14 protein-coding genes are annotated in these 18143 nt (G+C 58.9%); 8 read left to right on the top strand and 6 right to left on the bottom strand.

Features of this window, described 5'->3' with window-relative positions:
- The first annotated feature begins 9 nt into the window (after positions 1 to 9).
- Positions 10 to 957 carry a hypothetical protein gene (locus tag CBB62_14035; GenBank protein ID OUT39489.1) on the top strand — a complete coding sequence of 316 codons (948 nt, stop codon included), beginning with the start codon at positions 10 to 12 and terminating at the stop codon, positions 955 to 957.
- Between the two features lie 5 nt (positions 958 to 962).
- Here the strand turns inward: CBB62_14035 and CBB62_14030 are convergent, their stop codons facing one another.
- The 4 genes from CBB62_14030 to CBB62_14015 all read right to left on the bottom strand — a co-directional run bounded on the left by CBB62_14030 (position 963) and on the right by CBB62_14015 (position 6338).
- Entirely contained in the window at positions 963 to 1502 is a 540-nt protein-coding gene (locus CBB62_14030; GenBank protein OUT39488.1) for an alkyl hydroperoxide reductase, read from the bottom strand.
- 27 nt (positions 1503 to 1529) lie between these two features.
- Positions 1530 to 4688 (bottom strand): hypothetical protein, encoded by a 3159-nt coding sequence (locus tag CBB62_14025; protein ID OUT39487.1) that lies wholly within the window; start codon positions 4686 to 4688, stop codon positions 1530 to 1532.
- 181 nt (positions 4689 to 4869) lie between these two features.
- Positions 4870 to 5424, bottom strand: a complete 555-nt coding sequence (locus CBB62_14020) for a hypothetical protein (protein ID OUT39486.1) — start codon at positions 5422 to 5424, stop codon at positions 4870 to 4872.
- Positions 5425 to 5471: 47 nt separating this feature from the next.
- Positions 5472 to 6338 (bottom strand): hypothetical protein, encoded by an 867-nt coding sequence (locus tag CBB62_14015; protein ID OUT39485.1) that lies wholly within the window; start codon positions 6336 to 6338, stop codon positions 5472 to 5474.
- A 215-nt stretch (positions 6339 to 6553) separates the two neighbouring features.
- Between CBB62_14015 and CBB62_14010 the strand changes: the two genes are divergently transcribed.
- Positions 6554 to 8374, top strand: a complete 1821-nt coding sequence (locus tag CBB62_14010) for a translational GTPase TypA (GenBank protein OUT39484.1) — start codon at positions 6554 to 6556, stop codon at positions 8372 to 8374.
- Positions 8375 to 8399: 25 nt separating this feature from the next.
- Here the strand turns inward: CBB62_14010 and CBB62_14005 are convergent, their stop codons facing one another.
- Positions 8400 to 9350 (bottom strand): hypothetical protein, encoded by a 951-nt coding sequence (locus CBB62_14005; GenBank protein OUT39483.1) that lies wholly within the window; start codon positions 9348 to 9350, stop codon positions 8400 to 8402.
- Between the two features lie 502 nt (positions 9351 to 9852).
- Between CBB62_14005 and CBB62_14000 the strand changes: the two genes are divergently transcribed.
- The 6 genes from CBB62_14000 (at position 9853) to CBB62_13975 (ending at position 17032) form a co-directional block, all read left to right on the top strand.
- On the top strand, positions 9853 to 10320 hold the full coding sequence (locus CBB62_14000; GenBank protein ID OUT39482.1) for a hypothetical protein: 468 nt from the start codon (positions 9853 to 9855) through the stop codon (positions 10318 to 10320).
- A gap of 24 nt (positions 10321 to 10344) precedes the next feature.
- Positions 10345 to 12183, top strand: coding sequence for a hypothetical protein (locus CBB62_13995; GenBank protein ID OUT39481.1), 1839 nt, complete (start codon positions 10345 to 10347; stop codon positions 12181 to 12183).
- Complete coding sequence (locus CBB62_13990) at positions 12180 to 13250, top strand: hypothetical protein (protein OUT39480.1); 1071 nt, start codon at positions 12180 to 12182, stop codon at positions 13248 to 13250. The genes CBB62_13995 and CBB62_13990 overlap by 4 nt, the downstream gene beginning before the upstream one ends.
- 69 nt (positions 13251 to 13319) lie before the next feature.
- Positions 13320 to 14570 (top strand): hypothetical protein, encoded by a 1251-nt coding sequence (locus CBB62_13985; GenBank protein OUT39479.1) that lies wholly within the window; start codon positions 13320 to 13322, stop codon positions 14568 to 14570.
- Positions 14567 to 15673, top strand: coding sequence for a hypothetical protein (locus CBB62_13980; GenBank protein OUT39478.1), 1107 nt, complete (start codon positions 14567 to 14569; stop codon positions 15671 to 15673). Before CBB62_13985 ends, CBB62_13980 begins: the two co-directional genes overlap by 4 nt.
- A 12-nt stretch (positions 15674 to 15685) precedes the next feature.
- The gene (locus CBB62_13975) at positions 15686 to 17032 is read left to right on the top strand and encodes a hypothetical protein (protein OUT39477.1); all 1347 of its coding nucleotides are present in this window, start codon (positions 15686 to 15688) and stop codon (positions 17030 to 17032) included.
- Between the two features lie 5 nt (positions 17033 to 17037).
- Here CBB62_13975 and CBB62_13970 read toward each other — a convergent pair whose 3' ends face one another.
- Entirely contained in the window at positions 17038 to 18072 is a 1035-nt protein-coding gene (locus tag CBB62_13970; GenBank protein ID OUT39476.1) for a hypothetical protein, read from the bottom strand.
- Positions 18073 to 18143: the final 71 nt, after the last annotated feature.

Genomic DNA, 18143 nt, shown 5'->3' with positions numbered 1-18143 from the left:
GAGCCTGTTATGACCACCCAGCCAGCGTCACGCCCGCTCATCGGCATCCTGTTCATGATCGCCGGTATCAGCCTGCTGGCGACCCTCGACGCCATCGTCAAGATCCTCAGCCAGGATTACGGCGTTGCCCAGACCATCTTCCTGCGCTCCCTGCTGGCACTGCCGGTTCTGCTGCTGCTCGTGCCATTTGAAGGCGGGTTCAGCGCCCTTAAGACCAGACGTCCGATGCTGCATCTGAGCCGCGGCGTGGTGATGGTTATTACCGCCTGCTGCTTTGTCTACAGCTTCCAGCAACTGCCGCTCTCCGATGCCTATGCGCTGATTTTCTCCAGCCCGCTGATCCTGACTGTACTGGCGGTGCCATTGTTGGGAGAAAAGGTTGGACGGCATCGCGCGATTGCCGTGGTGATCGGCTTTATCGGCGTCCTGATCGCGGTACGACCCGGCTATGTCGCCTTCGAAATCGCCACCGCCATCGCCCTCACCGGCGCGCTCGGCTATGCGCTGGTGCTGATCTTCATCCGCCAGATGAGCAAGACCGAAACCACCATCGCCATCACCTTCTATGCCACGGCCATCCTGACAATAGCCGCCGCAACGACCATGCCATGGCTCTGGCAGACGCCGAGCCTAAAGCACTGCCTGATGTATGTGGCGACCGGGGTGCTCGGCGGTCTCGGGCAATATTGCCTGACCCTCGCCTTCCGTCATGCCAGTGCCAGCCTGCTTGCGCCGTATGAGTACCTGTCGCTGATCTGGGGTGCCTTCTACGGCTATATGGTCTTCGGTGACATTCCCGGCTTCCATACCATCGCCGGTTCGGTATTCATTGTTGCCAGCGGCCTGTACATCATCCACCGCGAACGCATGAAGGCAGGGCCTGAGGCAGCGGTCATCGTCAGCACCGACCCGGCGATTGCCGCCAGTGCCGAGGACCAGAAGGACAGTGCGGGATAAAGCACTCAGGCGGCTGAGACCGTCCGGTCGCCGCGCTGCCAGTTGCAGGGACATTGCTCATCGGTCTGCAGCGCATCGAGGGTGCGCAGAACCTCTGCCGGATTACGCCCGACATTCAGATCATAGACCGAGACATGTCGGATGCGATTGTCTGGATCGAGGATATAGGTCGCGCGCATGCTGACCCCCTCATCGGCATCCAGAATACCAAGCGCGGCAGACAACTCGCGTTTGATATCGGAGAGCATCGGAAATGGCAGGTGGGTCAGGTCAGGGTGATGTTCACGCCATGCCCGATGCACCGCCTCACTATCGATTGACGCGCCATAGAGTACGGCCCCGCGCGCCTCGAACTCATGATTCAGCGCGGCAAAACCGACAATCTCGGTCGGACAGACCACGGTGAAATCCTTGGGCCAGAAGAAAATGATCTTCCATTTCTCGGGATTGGAGCGCTCGGTCAGGGTAATGACCGCATTCTCCGGGTCCGTCGCCACAACCGCCTTCAGCGCGAAGGCCGGAAACTGTGCACCCACTGTCAGCATGAAACTCTTCCCGTTACGCGATCATCATCATTCGGCCACCGGTGCCGTGCCTTCACTGTTCGTGCGCTGGCGCCATTCATCCGCCCGACCGATGGAGCGCAGACCAATACCACGAATAACCGCAAAGGCCAGTTCAGGATCGGTGCGCACGAAGTTGATGAAGACCATCGGATCAATCCGCAAGGCCACAACACGACCAGCCGCCCGCACCCGTGCAACCCGTGGAATATTGGCGAGCACTTCCAGCTCGCCGATCACCCCTTCGGGCCCGAGGGTCGCAACAACCATCTCATCGCCACGCACACCCCGGATCATGTCGACCATACCATCGACGACGACATAGACGCCATCGGGCTGGTCGCCGGGCTCATAGAAGCTGGTTCCGGCATCGAATTGCAGCCGTTCTGCTGTAAAGGACAGGAGCTTGAGCTGCTGGGGCTGCAGATGGGCAAAGATCGGCACCTGTGCCAGCAGCCTGATTTCGGCGCGCTGGCCATCCTCAAGCGCCAGATCGACCACCGATGTCTGGTTGCCATAGGCGGTCGCCCTATCCTGTGGCACATCACCGGCGGTATCCAGCGACTGCTCGATCAGACGACCATCCTCCAGCTTGAACAACCGGTTGAGATCATCGGTATCGACCAGCGCCTGATCGACCCAGATGATCGTAGTTTCAGGCAGCAGATGCCGTATCCGCTTTCTGATCTCATCCCGTTCAACGGCAGAGACCGCCTGCATTGCCGAACTGGCAATCAGGATTTTCGGGCGCTTGATGATGGCCCGCGCCAGTGCAATCCGCTGACGGCCCACAGCCGACAAGCGGCTGCCACCGATACCGGCCTGCACGTTGCGGATCATCAGGATGACGTCATCCTTGATGCCGAGATCGGTCAGCACCTCATCGATCAGCGCCTCGACCTTTTCCTTGGCTCCGGCAGTGCTGAACGCCACGCGACCGAACAACAGGTTGCCCTTGATGCTCAGCTTGGCGTTGTAGTCATGGGGGTAGAACTTGGCGATGGCACCTTTCAGCTCCGGCGGCAGGTTCTTGTGGAAGTAATGGCGTACATCCACCAGCTTCTGCTGCAAGGCTTCATCGATCAGGCCGATGCGGTGACGCTCAACCCGGATTTCAAAGGTCAGGCTCGCGAGCAGATTGCGGGCCTCACGATTGAGCGACGTGCGCCCCTTGGCCTGCACCTGTCGCAATATTTTGCCGAGCCGTTCCAGCGTGTCCTCGTCAACAAAGCTGAACTGCTCATAGAAGGCATGGCCGGGCGGCAGATCCTCGAACATCTCGACCAGCATTTCCGCCAGCCGCAGGCCGATGTCATCAATGGTGTCGACGAGGTCGAACTGCTTGAACACGCTGTAGCAGTAGTCATTGGTCGCCAGTCGGTCGAGCGACAGCCGCTCATCCACCGGATTGCCGAACAGGATATTCTCGGCGACGGAGGCATAGGTGTTGTACTCGTCGAACTCGAAATGCCTGACCAGATGGGACAGTTTGCGACTGGCGAGCTGCTGACGGACATGCTGGCGTGCGCCGAGAATTTGGGCGGCAAAACTCTCATGCTCATTCGGATCAATGACCAGATCGAGGCCGAAGCGGAACAGGGTCTCGGTCGCACCGACCGCGCCTATTACCTGCAGCCACCAGTTGAGCGCATCCGCCTCACCAAAGGCACCGATTGCCTGATAGTTCACCCAGTTGGTGAGGAACGGATCGGTTGAGTTACCGGCGGCCTCGGTTTCCCTGATCCACAGCTTGTGCCCTTCCTCGCTGTTCTGCGGCAGCAGGCTCGGCAATGTAGTCGCCGCTTCCGCCGGAGAGGTTTTCATGCCGAGGAAGACGTTGTCGTAAACCGTGTTGTTAAAGATGTAGCTGTCGGGACCGACATAACCGAAATTGGGGCCGAGAATGGTCTCCGGGATACTGGCAATATCCTGATCGCCAACCGTGATACGACCACTGCTCGGTTGTGTGATCCGGGTCAGCAGCTCGACAAATTGTTCCTGTGCCGTGGTGTCGTTGCCGGTGATTGCAATCGTACTGCCCGCCGGGATGCTCAGGGACATGTTGCTGAAGACAGAGGTGCCGTCGGCCCGGTTCAGGCTCAGATTGCTGATGCGGATATCGGCATCGAGTGGCTTCGGCTCGGTGCCGGGACAATATTGCAGCTGTTTGTCAAGCAGACCATCGGGCACGAACTGCTCATAAAGCTGATCGTATTTGATATTGCTGTCGGCCATGCGCTGATAATAGTTCAGCAGCTCTTTCCATGGTGCCGCGAGGTCCTTGTAGGCGGCAACGGCAGCCACCAGGGCACCGATCGACAAATCCCCCTGAATTACCAGATAACCGCCGATGGCATAGAACAGCAGCGGGGTCATCTGGCCGAGGAAGTTGTTCAGCCCCTTCATGAAGAATTTCTTCTGATAGATCTCCATGCGAATACCGAAAATCTCGCCCAGTTGCTGGGAGAAACCGGCGAGGCTGTAGCGCGCCGTACCGTTGACCCGGATATCACGGATACCGGAAATGCTCTCGCCGATGGTCTCCGAGAGCTGGCGCACCTTCAGCACCCGCTTCTTGCCGAGCAGGTTCACCTGTCGCTGCAGGCGCGGGATGATCGCAGCCTGCACCGGGATCAGTGCCGCCGCCGCAAGCCCAAGGATCGGGTCCTGCACGAACATGAAGATCAGGATGGTCAGCATGGTGCCGCCCTGAAATGCCGGCAGGGCAAGGGCGTCACCCACATAACCGGCGAGCGGTTCGGTTTCCGAGGCGACCATAGAGATCACCTCACCCTGACTGGTGCGCTGGAATTGCGGCATCGGGAACCGCAACACACGATCCAGCATCTGGAAGCGCAGACGACGCAGCATCCGCTCACCCAACACCCCTTTATAGGTGTTGATGCGCATCTTCATGAAACCGGAGGCCAGCACGAGACAGAAGAATGCGCCGCAGAGCAGCATCAGGTAGTCAACTGCATCGACCGAGAACCGGCCCCACAGGATGTCATGGGGATGTGGCTCACCGGACAGGGCATCGTTAATGATGATCTTGGGCAGCTCAAGCGTCAGGTACAACAGCGGGAACGATGCCAGCGTCAGCGCCAGCACCGCAATCTGGTCCCGCTTGGAAAAGCGCCATATGAATCTTGTCAGGGTGGGTTCCATTGCCCAACGCTACCCTTGATTGCCCATAAAAACAGAAACCATCACGGTTTCTTGCGAAACCGTGATGGTCAATATCTCTGTCAGTATTCCTGATCGCGATAATCGCATACAGGTTACTTATGCCGTTCAGGCGTTCGCTGCAATGCAGCAACTCCAAATAAATTGCCTGATTCTACAAATATCAGGCATTAGGACCGGCGAGACGGCGCACCGCTTCCGGACAGACATTGATTGTTGATGGCGCGGCATCGATAGCGGTGTCCTTGCGGAACCGCTCAGGCAACGGGTTCTCGTTTTTCGCCTCATTCATCAGCTGCAGATCACCGCGACGGCGACCGTGATCCGGAACAGCGGCCAGAGCATTGGCGATGCTCTTCTGATGCCCCCGACTGGTGCGGTCGGCCTGATACAGACCGGCATCGATGGCCTTGTCCAGAACATGGGCCGCGGGCACATTTGCCTCCCGCAGGAAGCCCTTTGGCAAAGGCATCGGACCGTCTGCGGAACCCGCATCCGGACTGACCGCCATGCTGCCCTGCTCGCGAACGGCGTGCAGAACGATGGAGCCCGGACCATCGACATTATAGGCCGGGATCGAATTGTCCCGAATGCCGAGGTCAAGCTCGCGTTCAAGCATCTGCACGCCTTTCGGCGCACGATCCTTGCCGGTTTCGGCCTGCAGCCGATCCAGAAACTCGCCAAGATTGACCAGTTTGTTATAGGGAATGTTTTGCATGGTGCTGTTTCCTCAACGTCGCTTTTTTTAATCAGCTTATGCGAGTTTTAAGCACTGCGCTGCCAAAAACTTGGGCCTGATGCTGCAGGACCCGTGCTTGCGTTGCTCGCACGCTGTTCCTGCACACGATCAACCGCATCGAGGCTGATATACAGACCAGAATGCTGTGGCATGGTGCCGACCACCTGTTTCCAGGGACCGTATTTGGCAAAATCACGGGCATAGTCCGTCGAGGACGCGAGTTGGCCGTCATACATCAGGTCAGCCGCGAGCTTCATGGTGGTCAGCAGGCGCTGACCGTCTGCGGAACCCATATTGCCACGGGTAATCTGCAGTTCATCGGCAGCACGACCACTGAAGACATTGTCCGGGGTCATGACCATTGCTGTTTCCTGCAGGGTTGCGAGGTCACGGGCAAAACCGGCCTCAGGCGTCGAACCCGCGCGGGTCTGTTTCCAGCTGACAGCTTCACTGGACATGGATTGACCGAACGCCACATCACCGGCGATGTCCATGAGGCGATCCCGCTCGGCAGCTGAGAAGTCGCCCGACACAGGGCGGATATCAACCAGTGATTTCACGATGGCATTGGCTTTCAGGTAGCTCTCGACAGACGAGGCACTGGTGCCTTCGGGCGACAGCCATACCGCCAGATGTTTCGCCTGATTGCTCTCGGTGCGCATGGTCTGGCCACTGCCGAACCGGTCGGAGAAGCGCGGCGCATCGGCGTAATCGCGCGCAACGCCCATATAACGTGCAGATCGTGGGTCCTTGAACGCCACATCGGCAAGGCGCTTTGCCTGTTCAGGCTCGCGGGCAATGAATTTTTCGATCAGGGGTTTGTCCGCTGCTTCGGCATGGCCTTGGGCAATCAGCTTGTCGGCAAGTCCGGCGACGGCTTTGGGATTGGTCATGGGGGAGTTCCTCTCTTATTTGGGCCCTTAAATCGGACCTCTATTGCGTAAAGGAGCTTTACTAACCCGAACCCGGGAAAGCCGTGAGTGTGCTGTATTCATGCCAGCATTGCAGAAACGGCAAAGACAGCGCTTGCTGCTTTGCTGCATCGCAGTATATAAGCGGGCAAGATTTCCAGACATCCCGTTACATGCATTCAGCCGGAGCCACCGTTATGGACCTGCGCAATATTGCGATCATCGCCCACGTCGACCACGGCAAAACCACCCTCGTCGACCAACTCCTGCGCCAATCAGGTGCGTTCCGCGACAACCAACAGGTTGCTGAACGCGCCATGGACAGCAATGACCTGGAGCGTGAGCGCGGCATTACCATTCTCGCCAAGGCCACTTCGGTCGAGTGGGAAAACTACCGCGTCAATATCGTGGACACCCCCGGTCACGCCGATTTCGGTGGTGAGGTCGAGCGTATCCTGTCGATGGTAGATGGTGCGATCCTGCTCGTTGATGCTGCCGAAGGCCCACTGCCACAGACCAAATTCGTGGTCGGTAAAGCACTGGCACAGGGCATCCGTCCGATTGTCGTGATCAACAAGGTCGACCGTGGCGATGCCCGTCCTGACGAAGTGCTCGACGAGGTGTTTGATCTGTTCTCCGCTCTCGACGCCGATGAAGACCAGCTCGACTTCCCTTACCTGTTCGCGTCCGGTCGTGATGGCTGGGCCGATGACAGCCTCGAAGGCCCACGGGAGAACCTCGACGCGCTGTTCAAGCTGGTGACCAAGCACGTCCCGGCACCGAATGTTGACAAGAATGCGCCTTTCGCCCTGATCGGTACCCTGATGAGCTCCGATCCATATCTGGGTCGCCTGATCACCGGTCGGGTTGCCAGCGGCGTGCTGAAGCCGAACATGGCCGTGAAGGCCCTGAGCCGTGAAGGCGCGTTGATCGAAAACGGCCGCGTTGCCAAGATCCTTGCCTTCCGCAACCTCCAGCAACAGCCGGTTGATGAAGCGGAAGCTGGTGACATCGTCACCATCGCCGGTCTGCCCAAGGCTGGTGTTGCCGACACCATCTGCGATCCATCGGTGACCGAGGCCCTTTACGCCCAGCCGATCGACCCGCCAACCATGGCCATGACCTTTGCGGTCAATGACAGCCCGCTCGCCGGTACCGAGGGTGACAAGGTCACCAGCCGGGTGATCCGTGATCGCCTGATGCGTGAGGCCGAAGGCAATGTCGCGCTCCGCGTGACCGAAACCGATCAGAAGGATGCCTTTGAAGTTGCCGGTCGTGGCGAGCTGCAACTGGCCGTCCTGATCGAGACCATGCGCCGTGAGGGTTATGAGCTGTCAATCTCCCGTCCCCGCGTCCTGTTCAAGGAAGAGGACGGCCAGCGCATGGAGCCGGTCGAGGAAGTCATCATCGATGTGGATGAAGAGCATTCCGGGACCGTGGTCCAGAAGATCTCCGAGCGTAAGGGTGAGCTGCAGGAAATGCGCCCATCCGGCGGTGGCAAGCAGCGTCTGGTCTTCCACGCGCCATCACGCGGCCTGATCGGTTATCTGTCGGAGTTCCTCTCCGATACCCGTGGCACCGGCATCATGAACCGTCTCTTCCATGAGTATCAGCCTTATAAAGGCCCGATCGGCAGCCGCCATACCGGCGTTCTCGTCTCCAACGACAATGGCGAAGCCGTTGCCTATGCCCTCTGGAACCTTGAAGATCGCGGCCCGATGCTGATCGATCCAGGCGTCAAGGTCTATGAAGGCATGATCATCGGTGAACATACCCGTGGCAACGATCTCGATGTGAACGTGCTCAAGGGCAAGAAGCTGACCAACGTCCGTGCTTCCGGTACCGATGACGCGGTCCGCCTGACCCCGCCGAAGAAGCTGAGCCTCGAAGCTGCGCTCTCCTATATCAATGATGATGAGCTGGTTGAGGTAACGCCACAGACCATTCGTCTGCGCAAACGCTATCTGGACCCGAATGTCCGCAAGCGGATGTCAAAACAGATGGCGGAAGCCGGCTGATACCGGCACCCGGCTGTCAGTCAGATCAGGCTGAGAGCGTGACGATACCGGCTGCCAGCGTGGTGCGATAATCGCGAGCGCTGGCCATCCGGTACCAGTCAGCCAGATGGCTGCCGGAGAACGGCGGCACCCGGCCCCTCGGTGCTTTCGGCAAGCTGTCTTCGCTGACGAAACCACCAAAGGGACGGGCGACATCCGTGCCTAGGTCGCGTGCTGCACCGGCGGGCTGTTGCCAGCTCACCAGCGCGTTGATGGGGAAATCACGGACATAGGATGCAATCACTGTTGCCAGTGTGCGAATGACCGAATTTTCGGTCTGTCCATGCAGGTCGTCATCGGTAGCGGCATGTGGGACCGCCCGGACCGGCATGTAATCGATATTAGCGTCATTGATCCAATCGGCGGTTTCAGCCAGCTCGGCCATCAGCGCCTGCATGCAGCCGTGATCGCCAACCGGCATGGGCGCATGGAGCACCCGCTTCACATCACCGAAGAAATCGCCGGTGAAGGCATAGACCCGGAGTTGATGCTCCCAGTCACCGCCATGAACCAGCATGTCGCCGAAATTGCGATCAGTCGCGAAGCCGTGCAGTTGCAGGACCACCGTACCGAACGGATCAACAATATTGATGAACAGGCGTACATCCTCGCCCGGCAGGTCGGCTTCACCCAGCTGGACCGCCCAATGGCCGGTTGCCGGATAGCCGCAATCATAGGCCTGACGGTAGCTCTTGTTGTTCAGGGCCATACCGGCGCTCGAACCCGTCTCGGCCCAGTCGAGGCAGCGACCGGTACCGGCGATTGCCGTGCGACCGATAACGACGTTGCTGTTGTGTAAACTCAGTTGCGGGAACAATCCCTCGACCAGTGATGCAATACCCGCCTCACCGACACCGGAAGACAGATTGGCGATAGGATTTTGTGAGAAACCGGTAATCGCGCTGGAAGCGATGTCACCTGTATCAAGAATACTCATGTAGCCCCCTGATATTCCACCCTGTTCCCGAAGATCGAATGGCCCCCTCTTGTAATTCCGAAGCCTTGTCCGATCCGACATCAGCCAGAACATGATATGCCCCGACTGCTGCTTTTGAGGTTCCGATCAAGCCCCTTATCCCTGAGCCGGAGACCCCGCGCCGATATTTTCGGGTAGAAAGCGATATCGCCATAACTCCGTATCAAATACCAACAACACCATCATCGCTTGGAATTTATCTAAAATACAAGGCTAATTTTGAGCAAACTTTGTTCAAAAATCGGGAAAACTTTTCTCAATCTTTAACGGATCGCGAGACAACCAACTGAATCAGAACAATATTTTACCTGTATACCGACCCTGAAAATTTGTCACCCCTGACCGGGCAAAAGTCAGACACCCGTATGTAAAGATTAACAAACCGCGCTTCTCGTCTTGGCGCTCACCCCGGAAAGGGCCATGATAGACACTGTTTTCGATTGACCATTCCGGGCGATTTTCAATGCGTCACAGGCTTCTGATTTTCTGCGCAATCCTTGTTGCAACATTTGCGGTCACCAGCGCATCCACGGGCCTGGCCGCGAGCGAGATCGCCACAACCCCGGTGGGTAACCTTGCCATCGGCGGTTATGATGCCGTGAGTTACCGGGCCGAGGATGGCCCGCTGCCGGGCAATCCAAAACATGTCTATTACTGGAAGGGTGCCAACTGGCAGTTTGTCACCGAGGAGAATCGCGAGGCATTTCGCGATGATCCCGAGGCATATGCGCCGGTGTATGGCGGCCATGGTGCCTGGGCGGTATCAGTTGGCGAATATCTGCGCGGCGATCCGCGGATTTTCACCATCAGCGATGACACGGTTTATCTGTTCTACAGCGAAGATACCAAGGCGAAGTGGCTGGACAATGCCAAATTCCTGAAACAGCGCGCCGACCGGGAATGGCTCAAAACCCTGCCCAAGATGCAATAAACCGTTCAGGCCGCAATCATCCCCATGCCCAGCGACACCCTTGTTACCGAACAGACCAAACGCCAGTTTGACCTCGATACCATCGTGTATAATTTCAGGCTTGGCTCCGGGCTGATCCTGTTCGCTTTTGTCCTGACCCATCTGCTCAATCACAGCCTCGGCCTGATCAGCCTCGACCTGATGGAACAGGTGCAGGACTGGCGGAAGATGGTCACCCGCCATGCGCTCGGCACGACCATCCTGTACGGTGCCCTCGCCACCCATATGTTTCTGGCACTGGCCAAGACCGCGACCCGCAACTCACTACGCCTGCCGCGCTGGGAACTGGTACAGCTGATCTTCGGCCTCGCCATTCCGATGCTGCTGATCCTGCATCTGGCCGATACCAGAGCCAGCAATTGGCTGATCAATTTCAACGACAGCTACCGCAGCGCCATCCCCGGTTATTGGCCGAAAATGACCTGGCTGCCGATTGCGCTGGTGATTGTGGTCTGGACCCATGCCTGTATGGGCCTGCATTTCTGGCTGCGGCTGAAGCGCTGGTATCGCCGCCGGTTCCTGCTGCTCTTTGCGCTGGCGATCCTGATCCCGACGCTGGCGATTGCCGGTTTTGTCACCGCCGGCAAATCGATCAGTGCTGAACGTGCTCTTAAGCAGGCAAAGCGCGCCGATGTGATCATGGAGCATATCCAGCCAGCATCGCCCCTGCTGACACTGGCCAGCTTCAACCCGGCCCAACAACCATCAGCCCTGACACCACCACCGGCCAATCAGCCGATCCTGGTCGCACAACAGAAGGGCGGCTGGTCCTACGGCAAGATCATTGAGTACGCCAAGATCGGGCAGGTGATGTTCGGCGCCTTTGCCCTGCTCGCCCTGTTCACGCCGACCGCCTTCTATCTGATCCGCCGACGCGGGCCGAAGGTTGTGGTCAATTACCCCGACAACCGGCAGGTCACCGCCCTGCGCGGCACCAGCCTGCTCGAAATCAGCCGTCAGGCGCGCATCCCGCACACCTCGGTCTGCGGTGGGCGCGGACGCTGTTCCACCTGCCGGGTACAGGTTGCCCGCTCATCCGATCCGCAACCGCCACCCAGCGAGATGGAAAACAAGCTGTTGCACAAGATCAAGGCACCGAACGGTGTCCGTCTCGCCTGTCAGCTGGAACCAGTCGGCAAGCTCTCGGTCACCCCGCTGGTCCCGGCAAACAAGGCCATGAACAGCATCGGCAAACTGAACCCGCAATCCCTCGGCATCGAGCGACCGATTGTCGTGCTGTTCGCCGATCTGCGCGGCTTCACCAGCCTGAGCGAGGACAAGCTGCCCTATGACACGGTGTTCCTGCTGAATGAGTACTTCAACCGCCAGCAACAGGCGATTTCCCGCCATGGCGGCCGGATCGACAAGTTCATGGGTGACGGGATCATGGCCCTGTTCGGTGCCGAGGACATATTTGATGCAGACAACAAACCGGCCAGCGACCTACAGACCGCCAGCAAGGGTGCCCTCAGCGCGTTGACCGATATGATTCAGACACTCGAAGATATGAACCGAGACGAACGGCTGGCGCTCGCCCATCCACTTCGGATGGCCATTGGCCTGCATGCCGGGCCCGCCGTACTCGGCGACCTCGGTGCCGGTCAGGCCCGCCGCCCCACGGCCATCGGCGATGTGGTCAATGCTGCCGCCCGGCTGGAAAGCCTCGCCAAAGAATGGGACGCACCGGTCGTGGTGTCGGTCGACGTACTGCAAGCAGCGGGCTTGGGCCTTGAAGGGTTTGAACCGGTCAGCGTTGAGGTACGCGGTAAACAGAACAAGATCGACGTTGTTCGCCTCGATGACCCGGCAGCGCTATCCTTATGAGTGATCCTGACAGTTTACCGTGGTACCGCCACGCGCTGGTCTCCTTTGAACCTGTCTGGCTGGTCCCGCGCAGCCTGCTGCTCGGCACTTTTGGCGCTGTCCTGTTCCAGCTTCTCGGCCTGCCGATCCCATGGCTGACCGGGGCGCTGCTGTTCTCCGCCTGCGCTAATCTGAGTGGCATCCCCATCGGTTTTCCCAATATCTTCGGCACCGTGCTTCTGTCCCTGCTCGGCATCACCATGGGTACCGGCATCACCCCGGATGCGTTTCAGGCCATTACCCAATGGCCGGTATCCGCCATCGGCCTGATCATTACCGTGGTCTGCATCACCTATGGCGGCAGCCTGTTCTTCCAGAAGGTTGCCAAATGGGACCGGCCAACCGCCTTCATGGCCAGCCTGCCGGGCGCGATGGCCTATGTTGCAGCCCTGGTCGAGAGCACGCGGGCAGATCAGAAAAAAGTCATTATCGCCCAGGCCCTGCGGGTGTTTTTCCTCGTCTTCCTGCTGCCGCCCATTCTGCTGCTTGATCAGGGTTCGGCCATGCCGGACCGGGGCGGCGGCTATGGCTTCATGTCACTGCCGGAGATTGCCATCATCGGTCTGCTGACCATGGCGCTGGGTTGGGGCATGACCCGGCTGCGCATTCCGGCTGCCCACATCACTGCCGGGCTGATTGTCTGCGGCGCTGCCAATCTAGCCGATCTGGTCCATGGCGGGCTGCCGACGATCCTGCAGGATGCCATCTATGTCGCTTTCGGCTGTTTCATCGGCAGCCGGTTCATGGGCTCGGGCTGGCGCTCGGTTTATGAGACACTGGCCCCGGCCATTGCCTCGATCATCCTGATGTCGACTATCAGCTTTACCGCTGCCTTCCTGATCTCGCTGATGATCGATATCTCGCTCGGCGCCATCATGCTGGCCTTCGTGCCGGGTGGGCTTGAGGCGATGATTATCATCTCCCTCGCCCTTGATCTGGACCCGGTCTATGTCACTGCGCACCACCTGTTGCGTATGCTGTTGCTGATCTTCACCATGCCGCTGTTCGTCCGGTTCATGAAGCTGTGATCACCACCACCACGGGTCAGGCATCGAAAAAGGTACGCGCAACCGGCGGTTTCTGTTAATATTTCAACCATGAAATACGCGCGTGAGCTGCAGATACAGATTGACGACGTTTACGCCTGTCCGGGCAACTGCGCGGGCTGCATTCTGGTGGCGGATGAGCGGCGCACGCGAACCCCGGATATGTCCGAGCGCCTGCTGCGCCTCAGCATGAATCGGCTCGACGCCTATATCCCGACCCTCGACAACCTCGAATATATCAACCTGACCTATGGCATCGGCGACCATCTGCGGATGGATCAGGACTACCTCAAGCTGCTGCACAGCCTCGGTGCCGATCTGCTCGAGAAGCACGGCTATGACGATCCGAAGAATGCGGTGTTCTTCACTACCAGCCTGATCGGCAAGGCGGATATCCTGCTGCCGCGGCTGGAGGAGTTGGCGCATCACGACCGTCGAGTGCAGTTCTATCCCATCGCCGTGCTCGACCCGGCCAAGCTCTATAACAAAAATTTCGGCGCTGTTTACGAAGGTAATATCCTTCGCGCCAAGGAGCTGTTCGGCAAGGTTGATCTCGCGATCAACCTGAGTGCCGAGGCGATTGAGCGGATCACGCCGCAGGAACTGCATGACTTCGCCGCCGAGAACGAATTCGACGAGGTCACGATCAACTGGACGCCGACCAAGGCGAATATCGCCCATACGGCCCCCTGCATTGATGATCTCGCCGATTGGCTGATCGCCTTCAACCGGGCGGTGGTCAGTGCCGAACGGATCGGATCGAGCTTTGCCCCGGTGCTGCGCCGGTCCATCGATGCGGTGATGTGTCAGGCCGATGATGATCGGCCGACCCTGCAACAGGCGGTCAATGATGTGCTGCCGGAGACGATCCGCAAATCCATCGAGATCGACCATCTGGGCAACCTGCTGCCGAAACTGGAAGCGGTCGGTGATATCACCCATGGCGACCGGTTCGGCCTGCCGACCCTCGGCAATATCAATCAGGGCGAGATTGCCGACCTGCTCGGCACCGCCATGTCGCCGCTAAAAGCCCGCGTGATGGGCATTCACAGCCGCAGCCCGGCCTGTGTCGACTGTCCGCATCTGGCGGTCTGTGCCGTTACCGGCTTCCATGTCCAGACCCATATCCTCGGTCCCCGTGCGGGCCGTGAGACCGGCTGCCCCCATGTGGCGGCCAAGCTGATCGACCACTTCATGGATGAAGCCGTCATCGCCGACGAGTTGCGACAGGAACAGGCCTTCATCGCCCCTGCCGCACGGCGACAAACCAGCCGTGGCAACAGCGAGTGGATGACAGCATGACCAGCACCCGCGCCCCGATCATGGATGAAGATGTCACGACCGATGTGACCATCGAGATCTTCAATCACTGCGAAGGCACCTGTACCGGGTGCCTGTTGTCGGTTGCCGAACGCCGTTCCGCCATGCCGGTCATGACCCTGAGCCGGTTCAAGGATGCGACGGCAGCGGTCAAGCAATGGAGCATCGACAGCGGGCGTTTCTATCGTTGTCTGCTGACCTTTGGCGACATTCCATGGCTGCCACTGAAAACTCAGGAAAACTACTATCAGGCGATCACCGATCAGGGACTGTCCATCGGCCTGACCATGACCATGGTTGAGCAAGACAAGTTCACCCATTACCGGGAAGCGCTGGATCTGGTGACCCAGGCCGATCCCGGTGTTGTGTTTGACATCACCCTCGACCCGATCCGCATGGAACGCCAGCCGGATTATGTCGAACGGCTGCTTGTGGCCATGGACTATGCCCCGCACCTGCACCTGCAAGTGCTGTTGAGCGAGGCGGTGATCCAGCATTATGCGCCGGAGGAACTCTCCGACAGCATTGCCGCCAAGATCGGCAAGCGCCCGATCCTGCTCGGCTTCACCCCGAGCCTCGAGAATCTCGAGCGCAAGAACTACCGCTATCAGGTGTCTTCTGCCGCCGATTATGCCCGGCGGTTCTACAGCCACACCAAAACCGGGCGCAACCATCTGGCGCGGGAACTGGCGCGCTATGATTCCGTTGGCGACCATGCCGACTTTATCGGCCAGACCTTCCATATCGGCCCGGACCTCAATGTCTATCCGATTGCCTGTACTGTCTGGGGCGATGTGATCCTCGACAGCCGCAATGGCGGTCAGCCGCTCGGCAAGATCGGCGCTGATCAGCCGCTGCGCGAAATTCTGACCGGCATCGGCGCAAAGCGGCAATCGATCAAGAGCACCTCATGGATGAGCCGCGGCGATTTCGACTGCGATGACTGCACCTACCGGTCAAGCTGTGAGTTCAATGGCATCGGTGCTGCCCGCCGCCTCTACCGCGATTTCGAGAGCCGTACCGGCTCCTGCTACGGCCCACGGGAAGTGGACAGCGTAATCGCCCCGCAGGTTGCGGCGGAATAAGGGGGTAGCGTTATGAACTTCATTCCCAAGCAAGGCAACGCTGGCCATCACCCGCTCGACAATGGCGGCCCGGTTTTTGATCGTCGTGACTCAACCCTCGGTGTCATGGATGACCTGCAGGTGGCGATCCATACCTATGACGGCTGCTCGCGCGGCTGTCCCGGCTGTGTCGTCGACAAGCATTTCAAGAACCGCGCCCGTGGCGAGCCGATCATGCCGCAGGCCGACCTCGCCATCGCGCAGGCCCGGGTGTCGGAATATTACGACTGGGTACGCGCCAATCTGAACACCCGCGACGACCCCGACGCCTATTTCTCCAAGGACGGGTTTCAGGTCAATCACTACAGTTACACCATGCGTTTCGGAAACCATTCCGAGCTGCCGACCGATGACCTGATCATGATCGCCGATACACTGGCGGCGGAATACAAGGTCTGGTCCACCGCGCCGACCGAGGAAGTGCCGAAATTCGCCGATGTACGCAAGGCCGTGCCCGGACGCTATTTCCTCGAGATCATCTATGACCCGGTCGCCGATGATGCCGCATTCATCCGCGACATGATCCTCGAGATGCGCAGCCACGACATTCTCGGCTACCCGGAAGTGCTGGTGACCCAGCGTCTGCTGAACGCACTATCGCCGGAGCAGTTTGTCGATGAGTATCTGGCCCCGCTCGGTGACCTCGACGTACAGGTCCAGTTCGGGCGCTATTCACCGTCGAAGACCCGCTCCTATTCCACAACGCAGGTCGTGCCGGTTGATCAGGAAGTGGACTTCCTGACCGCCGTTGCCAAGCGCGTGGTGGATCAGAAGCTGAAGCTGCACCCGATCCCGATTGCCGAATATGCGGTGACACTGCTTGATGAATATGAAGAGCTGACGGCATGGGAGGATGGCAAGGGCGTCAACCTCGATGCCCTGCCCGATGAGCAGCCATTCAATGCCAAGCGGATCATGGAAAAGACCCGCGACATCTTCCTGACCAGCCTCTATGTGGACCACAATCTCGACCTGTTCGTCTGGTCCGAGAGCATGGGCCAGCATGTGCTGGACTGGAATTTCGGGTTCAAGGCGCTGGGCAATATCCGCGATCGGTCAATTCAGGACATCGTCACCGAACGGGGCGGTGTGGTCGATCAGATGCTTATTGAGGTCATGCGCAACCTGATGACCCATCCGAAATGCGGCCCCTGCCGGTACAAGAGCTTCTGCGCCAGCCATGCGGTGCCGTTATTCCGCAAATGGCATGATGATGATGGCAAACATTGCTATGGCTATTTGCCGGTCATCCGCGAATTCCAGCGGGATTATCGCTTCCTGCAGAACATGATCGACGGCTTCCGCGATCTGGAGTTCTGATCTTGCTAGAAGCCCGGCCCCGCCGGTGTGGATGGCTGCGGTGCCGCGGGTTTGCGACCATCGCGCCAGCGGGAAACATCGCTCGCATCAATCACCACATTCTGTTCCGGTGCTTTTGGTGGCAGCAACTGCTTGTCCATCGCCTCAAGGCGCGGTTCGAAGCGGGATATAAACCGGTCCATCAAAGCCGCCGTCACCGGATCATCCTTGGCAGACCAGTATGGGCCAGGCTCATTCAGCCCGGTAATCATCGCGGCCTCATCAATGCCGAATGCGCGATCGGCCTGTACCAGCTCGGATTTCTTGGACGCCTGTGATTCAAGCCAGGCCATCATGTAATCATCATAACCCTCGGACCGCAGTGGGCTGCCCACTGTCGGCCATGTCCTGAACGCGGCCTTCATCCCGGCACGGACCGAGCGGTCATCGGTCGCATCAAAGCCCGACGACAACGCCGCTTGCTCGAAGCTCATGGCCATCGGACCGTAATGGGCATCCTTGTAAAGGTTCGACCAGACGTGCTGATACTGGCTATCGGCCTTCGACACCTCCCACAGCACCGCCAGCGCGGTGGCATCCGCATCGGCCTCAAGCACCCGGTTCAGGCGCAGATAGGAACGGGTATCATGGGGCAGCTTCGTGCCCGGCTGGTGATATTCGGTAACCGTCGACCATCCGGCGATAGTTTGCTCGGCATGGCGGGCCTCATGGGCAATATTCTGGATCGTCTCCGCCAGATCACGGGTCTGGGTAAACAATGCCCGGTCATAGGCGAGGTAATAACCGATCGCCTGTCCCGGCTCGAGGCCGCCCAGTTGAATGTCGTTATTCTCAAGCGAATTGATCAGGCGCTGACCGCGTTTGCTCAGCGAGATAACCGAGATGGCGCGGGAAATCCGGCGATTGAACGGCTTTACCGTCTTATCAGCAGGATCGACACTTCGCAGAAAACTGATTGGCCGTGCATTGGGGCGATCAGGGTCAGATGCGTTCAGTGGTGCCGGGCCGGTAACCGGAACATCATCGTCATTTGCCACCATTATGGATGACAAATCGTGTTCCTGATCTGCTTCTGGCTGGGCGACTGACACGGTACTGCTGACGTGGCTTT

It is taken from the genome of Micavibrio sp. TMED2 (assembly GCA_002168225.1).
Lineage (GTDB): Bacteria > Pseudomonadota > Alphaproteobacteria > TMED2 > TMED2 > TMED2.
This window is presented reverse-complemented; position numbering and strand designations above follow the sequence as displayed.

Bases quoted from the DNA above. Each gene is read 5' to 3' on its own strand.
- CBB62_14020 (OUT39486.1), bottom strand. From the start codon at position 5,424: ATGCAAAACATTCCCTATAACAAACTGGTCAATCTTGGCGAGTTTCTG.
- CBB62_14025 (OUT39487.1), bottom strand. From the start codon at position 4,688: ATGGAACCCACCCTGACAAGATTCATATGGCGCTTTTCCAAGCGGGAC.
- CBB62_13995 (OUT39481.1), top strand. From the start codon at position 10,345: ATGCCCAGCGACACCCTTGTTACCGAACAGACCAAACGCCAGTTTGAC.
- CBB62_14000 (OUT39482.1), top strand. From the start codon at position 9,853: ATGCGTCACAGGCTTCTGATTTTCTGCGCAATCCTTGTTGCAACATTT.
- CBB62_14035 (OUT39489.1), top strand. From the start codon at position 10: ATGACCACCCAGCCAGCGTCACGCCCGCTCATCGGCATCCTGTTCATG.
- CBB62_14005 (OUT39483.1), bottom strand. From the start codon at position 9,350: ATGAGTATTCTTGATACAGGTGACATCGCTTCCAGCGCGATTACCGGT.
- CBB62_13990 (OUT39480.1), top strand. From the start codon at position 12,180: ATGAGTGATCCTGACAGTTTACCGTGGTACCGCCACGCGCTGGTCTCC.
- CBB62_14030 (OUT39488.1), bottom strand. From the start codon at position 1,502: ATGCTGACAGTGGGTGCACAGTTTCCGGCCTTCGCGCTGAAGGCGGTT.
- CBB62_13970 (OUT39476.1), bottom strand. From the start codon at position 18,072: ATGGTGGCAAATGACGATGATGTTCCGGTTACCGGCCCGGCACCACTG.
- CBB62_13980 (OUT39478.1), top strand. From the start codon at position 14,567: ATGACCAGCACCCGCGCCCCGATCATGGATGAAGATGTCACGACCGAT.
- CBB62_13985 (OUT39479.1), top strand. From the start codon at position 13,320: ATGAAATACGCGCGTGAGCTGCAGATACAGATTGACGACGTTTACGCC.
- CBB62_14015 (OUT39485.1), bottom strand. From the start codon at position 6,338: ATGACCAATCCCAAAGCCGTCGCCGGACTTGCCGACAAGCTGATTGCC.
- CBB62_14010 (OUT39484.1), top strand. From the start codon at position 6,554: ATGGACCTGCGCAATATTGCGATCATCGCCCACGTCGACCACGGCAAA.
- CBB62_13975 (OUT39477.1), top strand. From the start codon at position 15,686: ATGAACTTCATTCCCAAGCAAGGCAACGCTGGCCATCACCCGCTCGAC.